At 67.8% G+C, this 19,598-nt stretch carries 13 protein-coding genes; 7 read left to right on the top strand and 6 right to left on the bottom strand.

Going from position 1 to position 19,598, the window contains the following annotated elements:
• The first annotated feature begins 420 nt into the window (after positions 1 to 420).
• From AC6A67_RS12965 to AC6A67_RS12955, 3 genes are all read left to right on the top strand, one after another.
• On the top strand, positions 421 to 2,097 hold the full coding sequence (locus AC6A67_RS12965; protein WP_498036969.1) for an electron transfer flavoprotein-ubiquinone oxidoreductase: 1,677 nt from the start codon (positions 421 to 423) through the stop codon (positions 2,095 to 2,097).
• A gap of 580 nt (positions 2,098 to 2,677) precedes the next feature.
• Complete coding sequence (locus AC6A67_RS12960; protein WP_498036968.1) at positions 2,678 to 4,840, top strand: tetratricopeptide repeat protein; 2,163 nt, start codon at positions 2,678 to 2,680, stop codon at positions 4,838 to 4,840.
• A 91-nt stretch (positions 4,841 to 4,931) separates the two neighbouring features.
• Entirely contained in the window at positions 4,932 to 5,807 is an 876-nt protein-coding gene (locus AC6A67_RS12955) for a 4-(cytidine 5'-diphospho)-2-C-methyl-D-erythritol kinase (protein WP_498036967.1), read from the top strand.
• A gap of 477 nt (positions 5,808 to 6,284) precedes the next feature.
• Here the strand turns inward: AC6A67_RS12955 and AC6A67_RS12950 are convergent, their stop codons facing one another.
• Complete coding sequence (locus AC6A67_RS12950) at positions 6,285 to 7,259, bottom strand: L-threonylcarbamoyladenylate synthase (protein WP_498037075.1); 975 nt, start codon at positions 7,257 to 7,259, stop codon at positions 6,285 to 6,287.
• A gap of 610 nt (positions 7,260 to 7,869) precedes the next feature.
• Here AC6A67_RS12950 and AC6A67_RS12945 point away from each other — a divergent pair.
• The 3 genes from AC6A67_RS12945 (at position 7,870) to AC6A67_RS12935 (ending at position 12,129) form a co-directional block, all read left to right on the top strand.
• Positions 7,870 to 9,666 carry an acyl-CoA dehydrogenase family protein gene (locus tag AC6A67_RS12945; RefSeq protein ID WP_498036966.1) on the top strand — a complete coding sequence of 599 codons (1,797 nt, stop codon included), beginning with the start codon at positions 7,870 to 7,872 and terminating at the stop codon, positions 9,664 to 9,666.
• Positions 9,667 to 10,153: 487 nt separating this feature from the next.
• Entirely contained in the window at positions 10,154 to 11,143 is a 990-nt protein-coding gene (gene corA / locus AC6A67_RS12940) for a magnesium/cobalt transporter CorA (protein ID WP_498036965.1), read from the top strand.
• Between the two features lie 464 nt (positions 11,144 to 11,607).
• Positions 11,608 to 12,129: an AAA family ATPase gene (locus AC6A67_RS12935; RefSeq protein WP_498036964.1), complete on the top strand. Its 522-nt coding sequence runs from the start codon at positions 11,608 to 11,610 to the stop codon at positions 12,127 to 12,129.
• 319 nt (positions 12,130 to 12,448) lie between these two features.
• Here the strand turns inward: AC6A67_RS12935 and glyS are convergent, their stop codons facing one another.
• The 4 genes from glyS to AC6A67_RS12915 form a co-directional block, all read right to left on the bottom strand.
• Positions 12,449 to 14,641: a glycine--tRNA ligase subunit beta gene (gene glyS, locus AC6A67_RS12930; protein WP_498036963.1), complete on the bottom strand. Its 2,193-nt coding sequence runs from the start codon at positions 14,639 to 14,641 to the stop codon at positions 12,449 to 12,451.
• Positions 14,642 to 14,735: 94 nt separating this feature from the next.
• Positions 14,736 to 15,662, bottom strand: a complete 927-nt coding sequence (locus AC6A67_RS12925; protein WP_498036962.1) for a glycine--tRNA ligase subunit alpha — start codon at positions 15,660 to 15,662, stop codon at positions 14,736 to 14,738.
• 192 nt (positions 15,663 to 15,854) lie between these two features.
• Positions 15,855 to 16,760 carry a tRNA1(Val) (adenine(37)-N6)-methyltransferase gene (locus AC6A67_RS12920; RefSeq protein ID WP_498036961.1) on the bottom strand — a complete coding sequence of 302 codons (906 nt, stop codon included), beginning with the start codon at positions 16,758 to 16,760 and terminating at the stop codon, positions 15,855 to 15,857.
• Positions 16,757 to 16,987 carry a putative signal transducing protein gene (locus tag AC6A67_RS12915; protein WP_498036960.1) on the bottom strand — a complete coding sequence of 77 codons (231 nt, stop codon included), beginning with the start codon at positions 16,985 to 16,987 and terminating at the stop codon, positions 16,757 to 16,759. The genes AC6A67_RS12920 and AC6A67_RS12915 overlap by 4 nt, the downstream gene beginning before the upstream one ends.
• Positions 16,988 to 17,377: 390 nt before the next feature.
• On the opposite strand from AC6A67_RS12915, the gene AC6A67_RS12910 reads away from it, so the two are divergent.
• Entirely contained in the window at positions 17,378 to 18,394 is a 1,017-nt protein-coding gene (locus tag AC6A67_RS12910; RefSeq protein WP_498036959.1) for a polyprenyl synthetase family protein, read from the top strand.
• Positions 18,395 to 18,944: 550 nt separating this feature from the next.
• Here the strand turns inward: AC6A67_RS12910 and wrbA are convergent.
• A complete protein-coding gene (wrbA, locus tag AC6A67_RS12905; protein ID WP_498036958.1) occupies positions 18,945 to 19,544 on the bottom strand; it encodes an NAD(P)H:quinone oxidoreductase in 600 nt (199 codons plus the stop codon).
• Between the last annotated feature and the right edge of the window lie 54 nt (positions 19,545 to 19,598).

Raw genomic sequence — 19,598 nt, 5'->3', positions numbered from 1 at the left:
CGCCAGGGGACGGTTCACGTCTGTTCCAGGGCGACGGCCCGCAGGACGCCCACACGCCCGCCCTGGCGTCGCCTGTGGTCGCGGCCGATTTGGTCCCTGCCTTGCTTGGCGCGGCTTGCGGGTGACTGTCGCGCATGGCAGGCGGTGGCGAAGCCTGGGTCTTGCGGCGGCGCAAGGCCACATTGGTCATTGCCGGCAGCGGATGCGGCGCGGTGCGGCGACAAAAGTTTACAGCACGGCCAGGTCCATTGTGGATCGGCATGCGTTGAAAGAGTGAGCAGGCGATATGCGGCGCGCCGGGCCAATGGCCAGGTCGTCGCCGCGGCGCCAGTTCTGATGGTAACAGCGACACGTGTCGCGCGGCGGCCCAGGCCTGAGCCCGCAACACGCCAGGGACGACGATCCGGAGGAGCCAGGGGAATGGAACTGCCTGAACGCGAAGGTATGGACTATGATGTCGTGATTGTCGGCGGTGGCCCCGCTGGCCTCTCGGCAGCCATTCGCCTGAAGCAGCTCGCAAACGAGGCCGGAACGGACATTTCCGTCGTGCTGGTGGAAAAGGGTTCGGAAGTCGGCGCCCATATCCTGTCGGGCGCGGTGATCGATCCGATTGGCCTCGACCGGCTGCTGCCGGAATGGCGCGAGGACCCAGAGCGCCCGCTGAAGACCGAAGTCACCGACGACCGCTTCTATTACCTTGGTCCGGCAGGCGGCATTCGCCTCCCGAACTTCGGCATGCCGAAGTTGATGAATAACCACGGCAATTTCATCGGCTCGCTCGGCAATGTCTCGCGCTATCTGGCGACCCAGGCCGAAGCGCTCGGCGTCGAGATCTACCCGGGCTTCCCGGCCGCCGAAGTGCTCTACAACGACAAGGGCGCGCTGATCGGCGTCGCCACCGGCGACATGGGCGTGGCGCGCGATGGCGAGCATAAGGGCGACTACACCCGCGGCATGGAGCTGCGCGGCAAATACACCCTGTTCGCCGAAGGCGCGCGTGGCAGCCTGACCAAGGAAATCGCCAAAAAGTTCGATCTGCGCGCCAAGTCGGACTACGACAAATATGGCATCGGCCTGAAAGAGCTGTGGCAGATCGATCCGGCCAAGCACAAGCCGGGCCTGGTGCAACACTCGTTCGGCTGGCCGCTCGACAACACCACTGGCGGCGGCTCGTTCCTGTACCACTTCGAGGACAACCTCGTGGCCATCGGCTTCGTGGTGCACCTGAACTACCAGAACCCGACGCTGTCGCCGTTCGATGAGTTCCAGCGGATGAAGCAGCATCCGTTCATCCGCGAGACGCTGGAGGGCGGCAAGCGCCTGAGCTATGGCGCCCGCGCCATCACCGAAGGCGGCTGGCAGTCGGTGCCGAAGCTGTGCTTCCCCGGCGGCGCGCTGATCGGCTGCGCGGCGGGCTTCGTCAACGTGCCGCGCATCAAGGGTTCGCACAACGCCATGCTGTCGGGCATGCTGGCGGCTGAAAAGCTCGCCGCCGCGCTGGCCGCTGGCCGCGAGCATGATGAGCTGATCGAGTATGAGCAGGCCTGGCGCTCGTCCGACGTGGGTCGCGACCTGAAGAAGGTGCGCAACGTCAAGCCGCTGTGGTCGCGCTTCGGCACGCGCATCGGCGTGGTGCTCGGCGGCCTCGACATGTGGACCAATGAGCTGTTCGGCTTCTCGTTCTTCGGCACGCTGAAGCACGGCAAGCCGGATTACGCCACGCTGAAGCCGATCGACCAGGTCAAGCAGCTGACCTATCCCAAGCCAGATGGCGTCATCTCCTTCGACAAGCTGTCCTCGGTGTTCCTGTCGAACACCAACCATGAGGAAGACCAGCCGGTACACCTGAAGCTGAAGGATCCGTCGATCCCGGTGAAGGAGAACCTGCCGAAATATGGCGAGCCGGCGCGTCTGTACTGCCCGGCCGGCGTCTATGAAGTGATGTATGACGACGATGCGGCGAAGACCAATCCGCGCTTCGTGATCAACGCGCAGAACTGCGTGCACTGCAAGACCTGCGACATCAAGGACCCGGCCCAGAATATCAACTGGACGACGCCAGAAGGCGGCGGCGGCCCCAACTATCCGAACATGTGATCGCACGACTGTTGTGCGTGAGACGGCGGGCCCTGGGCCCGCCGTTTTGCTTTTGGCGCCAGCCTTGAAGCCAGGAAGTGCGCAGGGCGCTGGACGGCGCCGGTAATCAGGATCTGGCCGTTGGGACAAATCGCTTGCCAGACGCCAGCACGTCGCGGACGCCTGGCTGGCGATTGATCGATACCATGATGCGTGCATGCTGACGCATGCGCATCCTGAAATGCTCAGGCGCCGCACGGGTTCTGGTATGACAAGTAACTTGCAAGCCACGTCAAAGCCGACGCAAGTCGCAAGACGTGCCGGGGACAGGCGGTGGACAAGCGCGATTGCTTGCGGGGGCCGCCTAAAACGGCCATTGTTCACGCCTAGTTTGCGCGGGTCCGGCGGGGTGAATCGCCCCGGCAGGCGCCTGTGTGTTCCGGCGCTGGCGCGCTTTCGCCTTGTGCGACAAGACGTTGGCTTGTGGGAACGCGGGTGGGGTAGGGCTGGCGCCGTCGGGCGCGACGGCGACACAATCAGCGAGAAGCCAGTGATACGACTGTTTGGGCGACCTTCGGGATTCCTCCGTTCTGCGGGTGTGATGGCGCTTGTCGTCGGCCTTGCGGCGGCGACGCCGGCGCTGGCGGTGCAGGATGTTGGCCAGGATGCGTCGGACGAGCCGTCAGTGGCGGCGAGCCTTGAAGGCAATTACCTCGCCGCGGTGGTGGCTGGGGCCTCGCGTGACGCCAGCGCCGCCGCCCGGTTCTTCGGCGAGGCGCTGCGGGCTGATCCACGCAATCGCGACCTGCAGGAGCGGGCGTTCATCGCCTTTCTCGCCAGCGGCGAGATGAAGGATGCCTTCGCCACGGCGCAGAAGATTCTGGCCCGCGACCAGCGTAATTCGTTGGCGCGCCTGGCCATTGGCGTGCGCGATTTCCGCGAGGGCCGCTACGCCCAGGCGCGCACCCAGTTCCAGCGCAGCGGCGGCGCCGCGACCGATGTCACCGCCACGCTGCTCTCCGCCTGGGCCTGGGCCGGCTCTGGCGATGTCAAAAAGGCGCTGGCCACGGTCGACCGGCTGAAGGGCGTCAACGCCTTCAACCTGTTCCGCGAATATCATGGCGGCCTGATCGCGGCGAGCGGCGGAACGCGGTTCCGCAAGGAAGCGGACCAGCGCCTCAGCGCCACTTACGCCATGGAGCGCACCACCTTGCGGGTGGTCGACGCCTATGGCCGCTATCTCTCCCAAGCGGGCGACCGGGACGCCGCCACGGCGGCCTATGAGGCCTTCCTCAAGGCGGCGCCGCGCCAGCCGATCGCCATGGCGGCGCTGGAGCAGCTCAAAGCGGGCAAGACGCTGCCGCCCTTCGCCGCCGACGCCCGCCAGGGCGCGGCCGAGGTGCTCTATGGCCTAGGCGCAGCGGGCAACCAGCAGGGCGATGAACTCGCCGCCATGATCTATCTGCAGCTGTCGCTGTATCTCGAGCCGAAAAACGAGATGGCGCTGGTCACTTTGGCCGACATCTACGACCGGCTGCGCAAGCATGAGGACGCGCTGGCGGTCTATCGCCAGATCCCGGCGGATTCGCCGATGCGCGCCATGGCCGACATCCAGATCGGCATGGGGCTGGAGGCGCTGGAGCGCAAGGACGAGGCCGAGAAGCAGCTGCAGAAGCTGGTTGAGGCTCGCCCCGACGATGTCGACGCGGCGGCGGCGCTTGGCGCGCTGTATCGTGGCCGCAAGGAATGGCTGAAGGCCGCTGACGCTTATACCAAAGCCATCAAGGCCAGCGGCAAGCCGGAGACGCGCTTCTGGTCGCTGTATTATTTCCGCGGCATGTGCTGGGAGCGGGCCAAGCAATGGCCCAAGGCCGAGGCCGACCTGAAGCAGGCGCTGGAGCTGGCCCCCGAGGGCGATGGCCGCGAGCGGGCGGTGGTGCTGAACTATCTGGGTTATTCCTGGGTCGACCAGCACATGAACCTCAAGGAAGCCTTCGACATGCTGCACAAGGCCGTGGCGCTGCGGCCGCGCGACGGCTACATCGTCGACAGCCTTGGCTGGGCCTATTACCGGCTCGGACGCTATGACGACGCGGTGCGCGAGCTGGAGCGGGCGATCGCGCTGAAGCCATCCGACCCAACCATCAACGATCACCTCGGCGACGCCTATTGGAAGACCGGCCGCAAGCTGGAGGCGAAGTTCCAGTGGAACCACGCCCGCGACCTTGAGCCCGAGCCCGACGACCTGCCGAAGATTCTGGCCAAGATCGCCAATGGCATGCCGCAGGATGACAAATCTGAAGCGGGCAAGTCTGATGGCGGCAAGTCTGATGAGGGCAAGGGGGAGCCAGGCAAAGGCGAGCCCGGCAAGCCAGAACCAGGCAAGTCAGAGCCAGGCAAGTCAGAGCCAGGCGTCACGGCGCCGGCGAAGCCTGACGCGCCGCCTGCGCCATCGCCAGCTCCGACGCTGCAGCCTGACAAGGATGACGCTCCGGCGCAGCCCAGGCTAAAGCCAGATGATCGTGGGGCGGCGCCAGACGACAGGCCCGCCGAAACCACGGGCGGCGGAATGCCGGCGACGACCGGCGTGACGCCAGGCGATGCGGCCGCCGGCAAATCAGAGACGGGCGCATCGGACGCGGCCAAAGCTGCCAAGGACGCCTCCGATGCGGCGACATCAGGCGCCGCCAAGGCCGATGGCGACGCCACGGGGAGCGAAAAGTCCGGCGCAGCGACGCCTGGCTCCGGCGCGACCTCCAACTGAGCCAGCGCCGGTTCCGGTCAGCCGTCTTCGGCTGGTTGGCGGGAAATACTGACATGAACATCGCCCATGGCCCACGTCGCCGGAGCGGCTGATGCCTGCACTGACCACTGAGGCCCCGGCCAAGATCAATCTGACCCTGCGCGTGCTGGGGCGGCGGCCCGATGGCTATCATCAGCTCTATAGCCTCACGGCGTTTGCGGGGGAGGCGGATCAGCTGGCGCTGGTCGATGGCGACGACCTGTCGCTGTCGGTCGACGGCGACACCGCCGAAGCTGCCGGGCCTGATGACGACAATCTGGTGTTGCGCGCCGCCCGCCAGTTGCTGGCGCGGCTTCCTGACCTGCGCGCCGGGGCATTTTTCCTGACCAAACGTCTGCCGGTCGCGGCGGGCATTGGCGGCGGCTCGTCCGACGCCGCCGCCGCGCTGCGCCTGCTGGCGCAGCGCAACGGCCTTGCTTGCGATGACCCGCGCCTGGTTGACGCGGCGGTCGCCACCGGGGCCGATGTCCGCGTCTGCCTCACCCCCAGCGCCCGCATCATGGCGGGCCTCGGCGATGTGGTTGGACCGCCGCTGGAGCTGCCGCCGCTGGCCACCGTGCTGGTCAATCCGCGCCTCGCCGTGCCGACGCCCGCCGTGTTTCGCGCCCTCGCAGCGCCCGCGCTCGACCCGGCCGCGCTGTCGCACGCCATCGATCTGACCCCGACCATCGCCGACTACGACGCCCTGCGGCGGTTCCTTGTCGCGGACGGCAACGATCTTGAGCCCGCCGCCATGCAATTATGCCCGGCGATCGGCGCCATCCTCGACGCACTCCGCGCCCAACCTGGCTGCTGGCTCGCCCGCATGTCCGGCTCCGGCGCCACCACCTTCGGCCTGTTCGAAGACGCACGCCAGGCGACCGCCGCCGCCACCCGGCTTCAGACCGCGCATCCCCACTATTGGGTGCGGGCGACGACGCTGAGCTGATCCGACCGGCGCATCAGCATGCGCTCCCATCGCCTGCGACCCACTCCTTCCCGACCCACCCGTCATGCCCGCGCTCGTCGCGGGCATCCACGCGTTATGCGTCAGGCATCCGTGAGGCGGGGCAAGACGTGGATGGTCGGGTCAAGCCCGACCATGACGTGTGGAGGGGGTGGGTTGGGGCGAGGGTTCTGGCGCGCTGCCCAGATACCTTGCCCGTCATGCCCGCGCTCGTCGCGGGCATCCACGCGTTATGCGTCGGCGCCTCCATGAGGCGTGGCAAGACGTGGATGGTCGGGTCAAACCTGACCATGACGTGTGGAGGGGGTGGTTGGGGGTGTGGCTTCTGGCGCGCTGCGCGGACCCCCGCCCGTCATGCCCGCGCTTGTCGCGGGCATCCATGCGTTATCCTTCGGCGGGACCGTCAGATTCAAAGCCGTTGACCATTGCGCACGTCCGGCGACGACGGGGCACGAGCGGTCAGCGGGGTGCGGCGGCGCGGCGGAGGCGGTCGTTGATGGCTTCGCCGAGGCCGGTGTTGGGGATCGGGGCCACTGCGATGGCGGCGATATCGGCGGCGTCGAGGCTGCGCAGGGCGCCGAACAGCCGCGCGGCTGCTTCGGTGAGGTCGCCCGTTTCGCTCAGATTGACCGTGCGCCGCGCCCCTGCTGCGCCCGCGGGCAGCCGCGCGCCGAAGGCGAGCAGCGCTTCGCCCTCGCGCAGCGCGGTGACGTCGAGGCGCACACGGGCGTTGGGCGCATAATGCGAGGCCAGCATGCCGGGGGAGGCCGGCCTGTTGGGATCGGCGGCGGCGTTGTCGGCGAGCGGCGCCGCAAGCACCTGCTCCAGCTCCGCGCGCGTCACCCCGCCAGGCCGCAGCAGGGTGGCCACGCCATCGACCACGGCGACCACCGTCGATTCCACGCCGACCATGGCGTCGCCGCCATCGATCACCGCAGCGATGCGGCCATCGAGATCGGCCAGCACATGGGCGGCGCGGGTCGGGCTGACATGGCCGGAGCGGTTGGCCGAGGGCGCCACCACCGGGCGGCCGACCCGCGTCAGCAGATCCCGCGCCACCGCAGAAGCCGGCACGCGCAGGGCGATGGTGTCGAGTCCGGCGGTGGCCAGTTCGCTGACCGGCGAGCCTGGCTGGGCCGGAACCACCAGGGTCAGCGGCCCTGGCCAGAACGCTTCGGCCAGCCGCAGCGCCAGCGCGTCAAACACGCCATAGCGCCGGGCGCTGGCAAGGTCCGGCACATGGGCGATCAGCGGATTGAACGATGGCCGGCCCTTGGCGGCGTAGATGCCAGCCACCGCCGCGCCGTCCAGCGCGTCGCCGCCAAGCCCATAAACCGTCTCGGTCGGGAAGGCGACGAGGCCGCCCGCGCGCAGCAGGGCTGCGGCGGCGTCCAGATCGGCGGCGTCTGCCGTGAGGCGTAAGGTTGAGCTCATCGTGATCCAGTGTGGCCAGGCGTCGGTCTGGCGGGTCGGGGCGCAGGCGGTTGGGCGCCGGCGGTCGCGCCAGTCATAATGCAGGATCGGGGCGAAATGCACCTGCTCAACGGCGCCGGATCGTCGCGGCGCCATGTCCGCCCACACAGGCCAGTCGCCAGCCGCCGCCCCCGAGTTTACGCGCATGGTTGCACAAGCAACCGCGCTTCTGGTCGGCAGCGCCTGGTGTATCGTCGCCGATCTGGGTGGGCGCCACGCCGACGATGTCCGGGTTCCGGATCTCTCTGACCTTACGTCAACCGAAACTATCCGGCGCGAATGCAACAATTTCCTGAAAAGATGTCGAAAATCATCCTTGCAACCGGTGATCTTGTGCTGGCGTCACCCGTGAACAGCCCGTAAACAGACGTCATCCACATGGGTGGACGGCGCACGCCGCGCCCGCGTGCCGCCGTGCGCGGCGCCGGGGCTGGCCGCTGTCCGTCCAGCTTGCAGATTGCCGTGGAGAGCGAACGAAGCGCCGGCGCCGCCTCAACAGGGGCCTGGCCACACAGGGGCTCTCACGGGCGCCGGCCGCATGGCCGGATCACAGCTTTGCGGAGACCGCGCCATGACTTACGTCGCCCCCGTCAATGATATGGTGGAAACCATCCGCTCGGCCGCCGGCTTCGACCAGGCGGTCGCCGATGGCGTCTACGGCGATCTGTCGCTCGATCTGGTGCAGGCGGTGCTTGAGGAAGCCGGTCGCTATGCCGGCGAGCGCCTCGCGCCGCTAAACCGGGTCGGCGACCAGATCGGCGCCCGCTTCAGCAATGGCGAGGTCACGACCGCGCCGGGCTGGAAGGAAGCCTATACCGATTGGGCCGCCGCGGGCTGGAACGCGCTGCCGGCTCCGGAAGCGTGGGGTGGGCAGGGCCTGCCCGCCGTCGTCCAGGCGGCCTGCGCCGAGATGTGGAACGCCTCGAACATGGCCTTCGCGCTGGCGCCGCTGCTCAGCGCCGGCGCTGTCGAGGCGCTGATCGCCCATGGCTCTGACGAGCTGCAGCAGACTTATCTGGAGAAGCTGGTGTCCGGCGCCTGGACCGGCACCATGAACCTCACCGAGCCGCAGGCTGGCTCGGATCTCGCCGCGCTGCGCAGCAAGGCCACGCCCAATGGCGACGGCACGTACAGCATCACCGGCCAGAAGATCTTCATCACCTATGGCGAGCACGACATGACGGACAATATCGTCCATCTCGTTCTCGCCCGCCTGCCGGACGCCCCGGCGGGCACGCGCGGCATCTCGCTGTTCCTGGTGCCGAAGTTCATTCCGAACGCTGACGGCAGCCCCGGCAAGCGCAATGACGTGCGCTGCGCCAGCATCGAACACAAGATGGGCATTCATGGCTCGCCGACCTGCGTCATGGTCTATGGCGATGAGGGCGGCGCCACCGGCTGGCTGATCGGCGAGGAAAATCGCGGCCTCAATTGCATGTTCACCATGATGAACGCCGCCCGCCTCGCCGTGGGGCTGCAGGGCGTCGCCATGGCCGACCGCGCCTATCAGCAGGCGCTGGCCTACGCCCAGGAGCGCCGCCAGGGCCGCGCTACGGGCGCCCCCGCCGGTGAGATGAGCGCCATCATCGACCACCCCAATATCCAGCGCAAACTGCTGACCATGAAGGCGCTGGCCGCCGCCTCGCGCGCCATCTGCTACCGCACCGCCGCCGCCCTCGACCGCGCCCATCTTGGCGCCACCGCCGAGGAGCGCGCCCAGGGCGCGGCGCACGCCTCGCTGCTAACCCCTGTCGCCAAGGCCTGGTCGACCGATATGGGCGTCGAGGCGGCGTCGATCGGCGTGCAGATCCATGGCGGCATGGGCTTCATCGAGGAGACCGGCGCCGCCCAGCATCTGCGCGATTCGCGCATCGCGCCGATCTATGAGGGCACTAACGGCATCCAGGCCATCGACCTCGTCACCCGCAAGCTGCCGCTGCAGGGCGGCAAGGTGGTGGAGGCGGCCATCGCCGCCATGCGCCAGACCGCGACGAAGGCGACCAACGCCAATCTCGCCGGCCTCGGCGCCGCCGCCGCCCGGCTGCGCGACGCGGCCGAATCGCTCGATCGCGCCACGTCCTTCGTGCTCAAGGCCCAGGCTGGCAATAACGCCGACGCGGCGCTGGCGGTGGCCGTGCCCTATCTGAGGCTGTTCGGCATCGCCGAAGGCCTCGATGCGCTGGTCAATATCGCGCTGGCCGCCGCCCGCGCGATCGAGCAGGGCGACAGCAACCCCGCCCATGGCGGCCGCATCGCCATCGCCCGCTTCTTCGCCAGCAATATCGCGCCAGAAGCACAGGCGCTCGAAGCCGTCGTGCTCGGCGGCGGCGAGGCGGTGCTGGACGCACGGGCGGCGCTCGGCGTCTGATCGCTCTCCTTCAAGACACATGATGACGCGCCGTCGCCTGCAAGGGCGGCGGCGTTTTGGCTGCTAGCCGTTGCGTCAACGCGCCAGCGTCGGCTGCGGCTGCGTGCATCAGAGCCACACTCCAGAGCGGATTGGCGCAAGCGCGGGGCGCGGTCCGCCATAGCCGCCTGTGGCGGTTGCGCCAGGAACCAAAAGCAGTTAGAGCCAGGGCCTGTCTGGAGCAGCTTCCACGCCTTGCGCCTGGCGATGCGTCGCGCGCGGCGGCCGGCGCGGGCATCGTTCGGATGCGCCCAGACCCATGCTCTCTTACGGTCGCATACTCGCTCCAGACCTGCTCCAGATGCGCCGCCGCCTCCGCCTTGCTGACGCGGGCCGGATGTGCGGCCATGGAGGTCAGCGGCGCCGGCGCCAGATGGCGTCTCACGTTCACGTCGTCACGCCAGTGACATGATCAGGGCGGCATTGCTGCCTGGCGGGAGACCTCACAATGATCATCGTGCACCGGCCAGCGCTCACCACCCAGGGCGAGACCTTCCTTGAGCGGGTCATGCTGTCGCCTGGCGAGATGTTTCCGCCTGACGCCGTGTGGATCGACCTGTTCGAGCCGACCCGCGCCGAGGAGAAGCTGGTCGACGCCCATTTCGGCGTAAGCGTGCCGACGCGTGAGGACACCGATTACATCGAGCCGTCCGAGCTGCTCTATAATGAGAACGGCGCGCGCTACATGACCATGCGCCTGCTGTTCAACGTGGCGCAGGACGCGCAGCTCACCTCGGTCAGCTTCATTCTGGCCCGTAATGTGCTGATCACCGTGCGCTATGACGAGCCCAAGGCCTTCGTCATGTTCGCCCATCGTGCCGGCCGCCCTGGCGGGGCGCGGCTCGCCGCCGAAGACATCATGGCCGGGCTGATCGACGTGATCATCGACCGCACGGCGGAAGTGCTGCAGACCATCGGCGAAGAGATCAACGCGCTGTCGCGCACCGTGTTCGAGCCCAAGCCCGATCCGGGCAAGCGCAACGCCGAGTTCCACGACATCCTGCAGATGCTCGGCCACCACGGCGACCTGTTGTCGAAGATCCGCGAGAGCCTGCTGTCGATTGAACGGGTGATGCTGTATCTGTCGGTCGCCTATCGCGCCGCCAAGGTGTCGAAGGAGATGCGCGACCAGGTGCGCTCCAACCTGCGCGACCTCCAATCGCTGGAGGAGCACGCCACCTTCCAGAGCGGCAAGATCCAGTTCCTGCTCGACGCCACCCTCGGCCTCGTCAATATCGAGCAGAACAATATCATCAAGCTGTTCTCGGTGATGGCGGTGGTGTTCATGCCGCCGACCCTGATCGCCTCGATCTATGGCATGAACTTCAAGCTGATGCCGGAGCTGGACTGGCGCTTCGGCTACCCGCTGGCGATCATGGGCATGATCTTCGCCGCCATCGCGCCGTACTTCTTCTTCCGCTGGAAGAAGTGGCTGTAAGCGCGACGCTTGCGCCGCAGATCCCCCCTCTCCCCCGTCATGGTCGGGCTTGACCCGACCATCCACGTCTTCCGCCGCCTTCGCCCTGGCGCTTCGCAGCCCATCGCCTTGCGCCGTCGCCACCCTGCCAGCGTCGCAACGCGTGGATGCCCGCGACAAGCGCGGGCATGACGGCGAGAGGCGGTTGGGGGGGAGGCGAGGGGCGTCGTTGCACAGGCGTGACCATTTCTCCCCGTCATGGTCGGGATTGACCCGACCATCCACGTCTTCCGTCACCGCCGTCTCGCCGGTCCGCATGCAATCGCTTTACGCCGTCGTCACCGTGGCTGCGTCGCAAGCCAGGGTTGTTCGGGACATTGAGGGGCAGGGCAGGTTCCTGAATAAAGGAGTGGCAGATGATCCAGTCAGGCGGCGCGACCAACACTGACCCTGGCGGGCGCGGCGGCGGGCCGCAACGCATCGTTGTGACTGGCGGGCCCGGTTCGGGGAAAACCACGCTCATCGCCGCGCTCGCCAGTTGTGGTCATGCCACCGTGCCTGAAGCCGGGCGCGCGGTTATCCTGCAGCAAAAGTCCAGCGGCGGCGACGCACTGCCCTGGCGAAATCCGGCCGCCTTTGCAGGCGCCATGCTCGATCATGCGCTCGCGTCATACACGGCGACGTTGGAAGCGGCTGATCCCGTGTTCTTCGATCGCGGAATTGGCGACGTGCTGGGCTATCTGGAGCTGTGCGGGCTGTCGGACAGTGACGTCGCAGATCGTTGCCGCGCCGCGGCGCTGCGGTTCCGGTATCATCGCAAGGTCTTCATCGCGCCGTTCTGGCCTGAGATCTACGTCAATGACGCTGAGCGGCAACAGGGCGCTGCGGAAGCGGAAGCCACCTGCGCCGCCATGGCGAGGACGTGGCCTGCGCTGGGCTATGAACTGGTCTGGTTGCCCAGGACGTCCGTTACAGAACGTGTGGCATTTGTCCGGGCACACCTCTGATCGCCGGAATTGCGGGAAGGGCTAGACCCCCGGCAGCGCGATCCCAACGATGGCGCGGCGCAATGGGGGCCCTGAGCCGATCACAGACCAACGGCATGTGGCGACCCAGCGCCTCGCGCGCTGATCAAGCGAAATCCCCGCGCCGTGGGCCATAATCGGATCGAGGGCTGCAGCCTCCTGCCACAGGCAAGTTCTGGCGCAGCAGACGTCGCCATTAGCCAGTGAAGCGCGCGAACCAGTTTCGGAATGGAACGTGGAAAAGCCCGGCTGTACGCCAGCCGGGCCTGATTGCGTCGCAGCTCTTCTGGCGCCGCGCGCCTCACCCCTCGATGCGCGAGAAGTCGGCGATGGCGCGGGTGGCTTCGCGGATGCCGGCGAGCAGGCGCAGGCGGTTGCCGCGCAGGGCGGCGTCGTCGGCGTTGACGGTGACCTTGTCGAAGAAGGCGTCCACCGGGCCGCGCAAAGCCGCCAGCGCCGTCATGGCGCCCTGGTAGTCCTCGCGCTTCACCGCAACCTCGGCCGCCTCGCGCGCCGTGGCCAGCGCCGCAAACAGCGCCTTTTCCTCATCCGCCTGCAGCAGCGTGGCGTCGGCGGCGGCGTCGTAGCTGGCGCCGTCCTTCTTCTCCTCAATGCGCAGGATGTTGGCGGCGCGCTTGACGCCGGCCAGCAGGCTCTTGCCATCGGCGCTGTCGAGGAACTGCTTCAGCGCCGCGACCCGGCGCACCACCAGCAGCAGGTCATCCTGCTCGCCCAGCGACAACACGGCGTCGATCAGATCATGGCTGTAGCCCTGATCGCGCAGGAACACCTTGAGGCGGTCGTGGAAGAATTCCAGCAGCAGCACGGCGTCGGACGACACCACCCGGTCGCCGAAGGCCTCCGGCATGCGCGGCGCGGCGCGCTTTGCCCCTTCGGGCTCGGCCTCATAGCAAATGTCGACCAGCGGCAGGCGCAAATTATTGTCCAGCACGAGGCGGATGACGCCAAGGGCGGCCCGGCGCAGCGCGTAGGGGTCCTTTGAGCCAGTCGGCTTCTCGTCAATGGCCCAGAAACCGGCCAGCGTGTCGATCTTCTCGGCCAGCGCCACGGCGATGGACACCGGCGCGGTGGGCGTGCGGTCGGAGGGGCCGAGCGGCTTGTAGTGCTCCTCGATCGCCGCAGCCACCTGGGCGTCCTCGCCCTGGGCGGTCGCATAATAGCGCCCCATCAGGCCCTGCAGCTCCGGGAACTCGCCGACCATTTCGGTGGTGAGGTCGGCCTTGGCGAGGCGGGCGGCGCGGGTGGCCAGCGCCCCGTCGGCGCCGATGGCCAGCGCGATCTTGCCGGTCAGCTCCACCAGCCGGTCGACGCGCGCCCCCTGGGTTCCCAGCTTCTCGTGGAACACCGAGCGCGAGTCGATCAGCTTCTGCAGGCGCTGCTCCAGCGGCTTCAGATGCTTCGTGTCCTCGCGGTCGCGATAGTCGGGCATGGGACGCTGGTCGGTGTCCCAGAAATGGCGGGCGTCGGACAGGCGGGCGCGCACCACGCGCTCATTGCCGGCGATGATCGCCGCGCCATTGTCGCGGGCGACAATGTTCGACACCAGGATGAAGCGGTTGGCCAGCGTGCCGTCGGCCTTCTTCAGCACGAAGCATTTCTGGTTGGCGCGGATGGTGGCGCGGATCACTTCCGGCGGGATCGCCAGGAAGGCCTCGTCGAACGCGCCCATCAGCACCACCGGCCACTCGACCAGGCCGGCGACCTCTTCCAGCAGGCCTTCGTCCTCGACCAGCTCAAGCCCCTGGGCGAAGGCCAGATTGCGCGCCTCGGTGAGGATGATGTCCTTGCGGCGGTCGGCGTCGAGCACAACCTTCGCCTTCTCCAGTACCGAGACGTAATCGTCGAAGCGCTTCACCGCGATGTCGCCAGGGTAGCCCGCGTCCTTCGCCAGGAAGCGATGGCCACGCGTGACATTGCCGGCGGTGACGCCGCCGACGCTGAACGGCACGATCTGCGGCTCTTCCGTCTCCGGGCCAAAAGTGGCGACGATGGAATGCAGCGGGCGCACCCAGCGCATGGCGCCAGGCTGGGCGGACGCAGCGCCCCAGCGCATGGATTTCGGCCAGGGGAAATTCTGGATGATGCGCGGCAACACCTCGGCCAGCACGTCCAGCGTCTGCTGGCCGGGCTTGTCGATGACCGCGACGTAGAACTCGCCCTTCTTCGGGTCAGAGACGATCTGCGCCTGATCAATCGAGGCGAGGCCGGCGCTCTTCAGGAAGCCCTGGATGGCGCCCTCAGGCGAGCCGACGCGCGGGCCCTTGCGCTCTTCGCGCACGTCCTTGCCGACCGCTGGCAGGCCAGCGATGTGCAGGGTGAGGCGGCGGGGCGTCGCCCAGGCGCGGGCGCCCTCATAGAGCAGGCCGCGCTCCACCAGCGCATTGGTGACCAGCGCCTGCAAATCCTGCGCCGCCTTGCGCTGCATGCGGGCGGGAATTTCTTCACTGAACAGTTCGAGCAGAAGGTCGGGCATCGGATGTTCCATCGGCCCACCGGGCCTGAAATTTCACGGGCGAGGCCTTGAGCCGCGCGCAAAAGGTGACGGGCGCAAGGCCGTCAGGGACGGGTCAGGCTGCTGCGCCGCCGCCCTCGGTGCGCAGCCAGGCGGCGCCGCAGGCCTTGGCCAGTTCGCGCACCCGCAGGATGTAGCTCTGGCGCTCGGTCACCGAGATCACGCCGCGCGCATCCAGCAAATTGAAGGCGTGGCTGGCCTTGATGCACTGGTCATAGGCTGGCATGGCGAGGCCATGGCGGCCATCGGCGCGTTCGCCAGCTTCGAGCAGGCGCTTGCACTCGTTCTCCGCGTCCGCGAAGTGGCGGAACAGGATTTCGGTGTCGGCATATTCAAAGTTGAAGGCCGAGAATTCCTGCTCGGCCTGCAGGAACACGTCGCCATAGGTGACCTTGTCGTCGCCCTGGCCGCCATTGAAATTCAGGTCATAAACCCGCTCGACGCCCTGCACATACATGGCGAGGCGCTCAAGACCGTAGGTCAGCTCGCCCGCCACAGGCGAGCACTCCACGCCGGCCACCTGCTGGAAATAGGTGAACTGCGACACTTCCATGCCGTCGCACCAGCATTCCCAGCCGAGGCCCCAGGCGCCGAGGGTCGGGCTCTCCCAGTCGTCCTCGACGAAGCGCACGTCGTGCAGCGCCAGATCAACGCCGATGGCGTCGAGGGAGGCCAGATAGAGCTCCTGCAGATTCGGCGGATTGGGCTTCAGGATCACCTGATACTGATAATAATGCTGCAGCCGGTTGGGGTTCTCGCCATAGCGACCGTCGGTGGGCCGCCGCGACGGCTGCACGTAAGCAGCCTTCCACGGCTTCGGCCCCAGGGCGCGCAGCGTCGTGGCAGGGTGGAAGGTGCCTGCGCCGACTTCCATGTCATAGGGCTGAAGAATGACGCAGCCCTGCTTCGCCCAGAAATCGTGGAGCGTCAGGATGAGGCCCTGGAAGGAATTTTTCGGGCTAAGCTGATCGTTGCCGGACATGATCGCAATCTTCTGCTGAAACGGGCGGCTGGGAAGCCGGATCTGGCGCGCCAACGCCGCGCGGCACCCTGATTGCGCCAGCCGCGCAAGTCAAGAAACCACGGGGCAAAAGCTGCTGGCCGAAGGCGCTGGCCCAGTTCCCTGACGCTGCGCCGAGGCGAGCCCGGCGCGCTGGCGTGGCGGTCAGGCGGTTCAGGCCCAGGCGCCCCACGCCAGCGGCGCGCCGTCATGCAGCGCCTTGCTCGCCACAGTGAACGAGCCGTCGCTCTGATGCAGCGTCAGCGGCGCGTCGAGCGCCAGCGGGCCGCGCCGGCCGCGCGTCGCCTGCAGCACCACCCGTATGGCGGGCGCGCCGGCCCGGGCCGCCACCGGCGCGACGCGGATATCGCCGCAGCGGCGGGTCACCCCCTGCAACAGCTCGGGCAGGGCCTCGGCGCGGTGGATCGCTACCAGTACGCCGCCCGGACGCAGCAGCCGGCAGGCGCAGCGCAGCCAGGTCTGCAGCGGCGGCTCTTCGTGAGCGTCCTGCCTCGCAGGGCCAGCACCGCCATCCGCTGCTGCATTCTCTTGCCGCGCCGCGAACACATGGGCGGCGCGGCGTCCGGCGCCAGGCGAGGCGCGCACCGTGTGAGAAGCGAACCACGGCGGATTGGTGATCACCAGGTCCTGGCTCTCCGGCGTCAGGCCCCGGGCGGCGACCTCGCCCGGCTTGGCGAGCACGTCCACCTCAAGCGCCCGCGCCCGCGCCGCAAGGTCATTGCTGGCGATATTGGCCGCGCACAGCGCCGCCAGTTGCGGATCACGCTCGGCCAGGGTGACGCGGACGGCTGGCGCGACGGCGGCGAGGCCAAGGCCGATCAGCCCGGCGCCCGCGCCCATATCTAGCGCCGCCACGGGCCGGCCCAGCCGCTCCGCGAGGGCCAAAGCGATCGGGGCCGCCAGCATGGCGGCGATGACGCCATCGGTGCCGCTGCGGTGGTGGCCGCGACGGAATTGCGCCAGCTGCAATTTGCCGCCGAAGAAACCATCGCTGCTGATGGCGTCCGTAAGAGGTTCGCCGGGCGCCGTTGGGGCCATTAGCTCAGGCGCGGCGCTCACGGGTCGCCATCCGGCAGATAGTCGCCAAGACCTGCGTCGCGCAGTAATGCGCGGGCTTCGTCCACAGAATCGCCGGCCACCATCAGCCGCCGGGGGATGGCGCCGATGGAGCCTTCGAGCACGCTGACAAGGTGGTCTGCGACCATGTGGAGCAGGCCCGCCTGGTCCAGCAGGCTGCACATCAGACCCAGAGCGACGACATCATTGGTGCGTAGCAATTCTTCCATGCGTCAAGCCTAGTGCATGCGCCGGGCTAGCAGAACCAGCGTCGGCCAGCTTTTTCATGGTTGTGAGCGCAATGTGTTGACGCAGGCGCGCGTGGCCCGTGTGTATGCGCGCGCCAAGCAGACTGTTTACCCAGATATAGCGCAGGCAAACATCGCGCGTTTCGCAGGGGCAACAGGCCGCCCCCTGACGTAGCGCCCACCGTTCAGTTTCATTTGCAAATCTGCCGGAAACATTGGACAAGTCGCCGGGCAAGCGATGCGTTCACGCCGGGGCGGCGCGCATGCCGCGTCAGTCCTGGAGCGGCTCGCTGATGCGCTGCCTTGATGCGCTGACCTGGTGCGCTGACCTGGTGCGCTACCTTGGGGGGCGTGGGCCGGAAGGAGATCATTTTGGGTATCGCCGTCGCACTGGAGAAAAACAGGACCAGCCAGGCCAGCATCGATGGCCTCGTCGGGCTTGTCGCAGCCGACATGGAGCGCGTGAACCAGATGATCCTGTCGCGCACGGGGTCTGAGGTTCTGATGATCCCCGAGGTCGCCAACCACCTGATTTCCTCAGGCGGCAAGCGCCTGCGCCCGATGCTGACCCTCGCGGCCGCCGGTCTGTGCGCCTATCGCGGCGATGGCCATATCAAGCTCGCCGCCTCCGTCGAATTTATGCACACCGCGACCTTGCTGCACGACGACGTCGTCGATGAGAGCGACATGCGTCGGGGCAAGCCCGCCGCGCGCAAGGTGTGGGGCAATGAGGCCAGCGTGCTGGTCGGCGACTTCCTGCTCGGCCAGGCCTTCCGCATGATGGTTGAGGTCGGCTCTTTGCAGGCGCTGGACGTGCTGTCGACCGCCGCCGCCGTCATCGCCGAGGGCGAGGTGATGCAGCTCTCCGCCGCCCGCTCGGTTGACACCAGCGAAGACGATTATCTGGCGGTGATCCGCGCCAAAACGGCGACGCTGTTCGCCGCCGCCTGCGAGGTCGGGCCGATTATCGCCGGCGACAACGCCGCCGATCGCGCCGCCTGCAGCGCCTATGGCATGAACCTCGGCGTCGCCTTCCAGCTGATCGACGACGCGCTGGATTACGGCGGCGCCGCCGACAGCCTCGGCAAGAATGTCGGTGACGACTTCCGCGAGGGCAAGCTGACGCTGCCCGTGGTGCTGTCGCTGCAACGCGCCGACGCTGCCGGTCGCGACTTCTGGCGCCGGGTTCTCGAAGAGGGTCAGACCGACGACGCCTCGCTGGCCGAAGCCATCGCCATGATGCAGGGCAACGGCGCCCTGGCCGACACCATCGCCCGCGCCGAATATTATGGCGCCCAGGCCAAGGCCGCGCTCGACCGCTACCCGGCCAGCCCGCTGAAGACGGCGCTGCTCGACACGGTGGATTTCTGCATCTCGCGGGCCCACTGAGCCGCCCTTCGCCGCTCCGTCACCGGGCGCCGGCCGATGTGGCTGGCCGTTGTGGCACGCCTGATGTCGCCGCCAGATGACGCCGGCCGATGCGGCCGCGTGCAGATGCGCCTCCGCCGACACGCCCCACCCCGTCATGGTCGGGCTTGACCCGACCATCCACGTCTTTCGCCGCTGGGTGGTTGCGCTGTCAGACAACGCGTGGATGCCCGTGACGAGCACGGGCATGACGGCTCGGAAGTGGCGCACGGGAGCGCCGGACCGGTCGCGGGATCTGGTCAATGATCGGGTATTCGCGGCAATTTTCGGCAGCTCCAGGCGTCGTCGCAGCCCGGCCTGAATGTCGCCCGTCGCGTGATGTGAGCCCCCCGCGCTCGCCAGTGCATTCCCCCATCCACTCCCCGCCGTCATGGTCGGGCTTGACCCGACCATCCACGTCTTGCGCCGCCGGGCAGTTGCTCTGTCAGACAACGCGTAGATGCCCGTGACGAGCACGGGCATGACGTTTCGGAGAGCTGGCCAGCCCCCGCTCCTGGGCCAATGGCCGCAATCAGCTGGCGAGCTTGGCGGCGATTTTCGCTACATGTGCGCCCTGGTAGCGGGCGCCGGCGAGGTCGGCTTCGGAGGGCTGGCGGCTGCCGTCGCCGTCGGCGATGGTGCTGGCGCCATAAGGGGAGCCGCCCTTGATCTCGTCGAGGCCCATCTGGCCGGCGAAGGAATAGGGCAGGCCGACCACCACCATGCCATGGTGCAACAAGGTGGGATGGAAGGTCAGCAGCGTCGATTCCTGGCCGCCATGCTGGGTGGCGCTGGAGGTGAAGGCGCTGCCGACCTTGCCCACCAGTTTGCCCTGGGCCCACAGCCCGCCGGTTTGGTCTAGGAAGGCGCGCATCTGCGAGGCGAACACGCCAAACCGCGTCGGCGCGCCGAAGATGATGGCGTCATATTCGGGCAGCTCATCGACGCTCGCCACCGGCGCCGCCTGGTCCAGCTTGAAATGGGCGTTGCGGGCGACCTCTTCCGGCACGGTCTCGGGGACGCGCTTGACGACCACCTCGGCGCCTGTGCTGCGCGCGCCTTCCGCGACGGCCTCAGCCATTTTCTCGATATGGCCGTAGGTGGAATAATACAGCACCAGTACCTTGGTCATTGCTCTCTCCTTGGCCAGGCCGCGCAGCGGCGGGCAGGGTGACGCCGGGCGCGC

This window comes from Camelimonas sp. FR25 (assembly GCF_059740505.1).
This window is presented reverse-complemented; position numbering and strand designations above follow the sequence as displayed.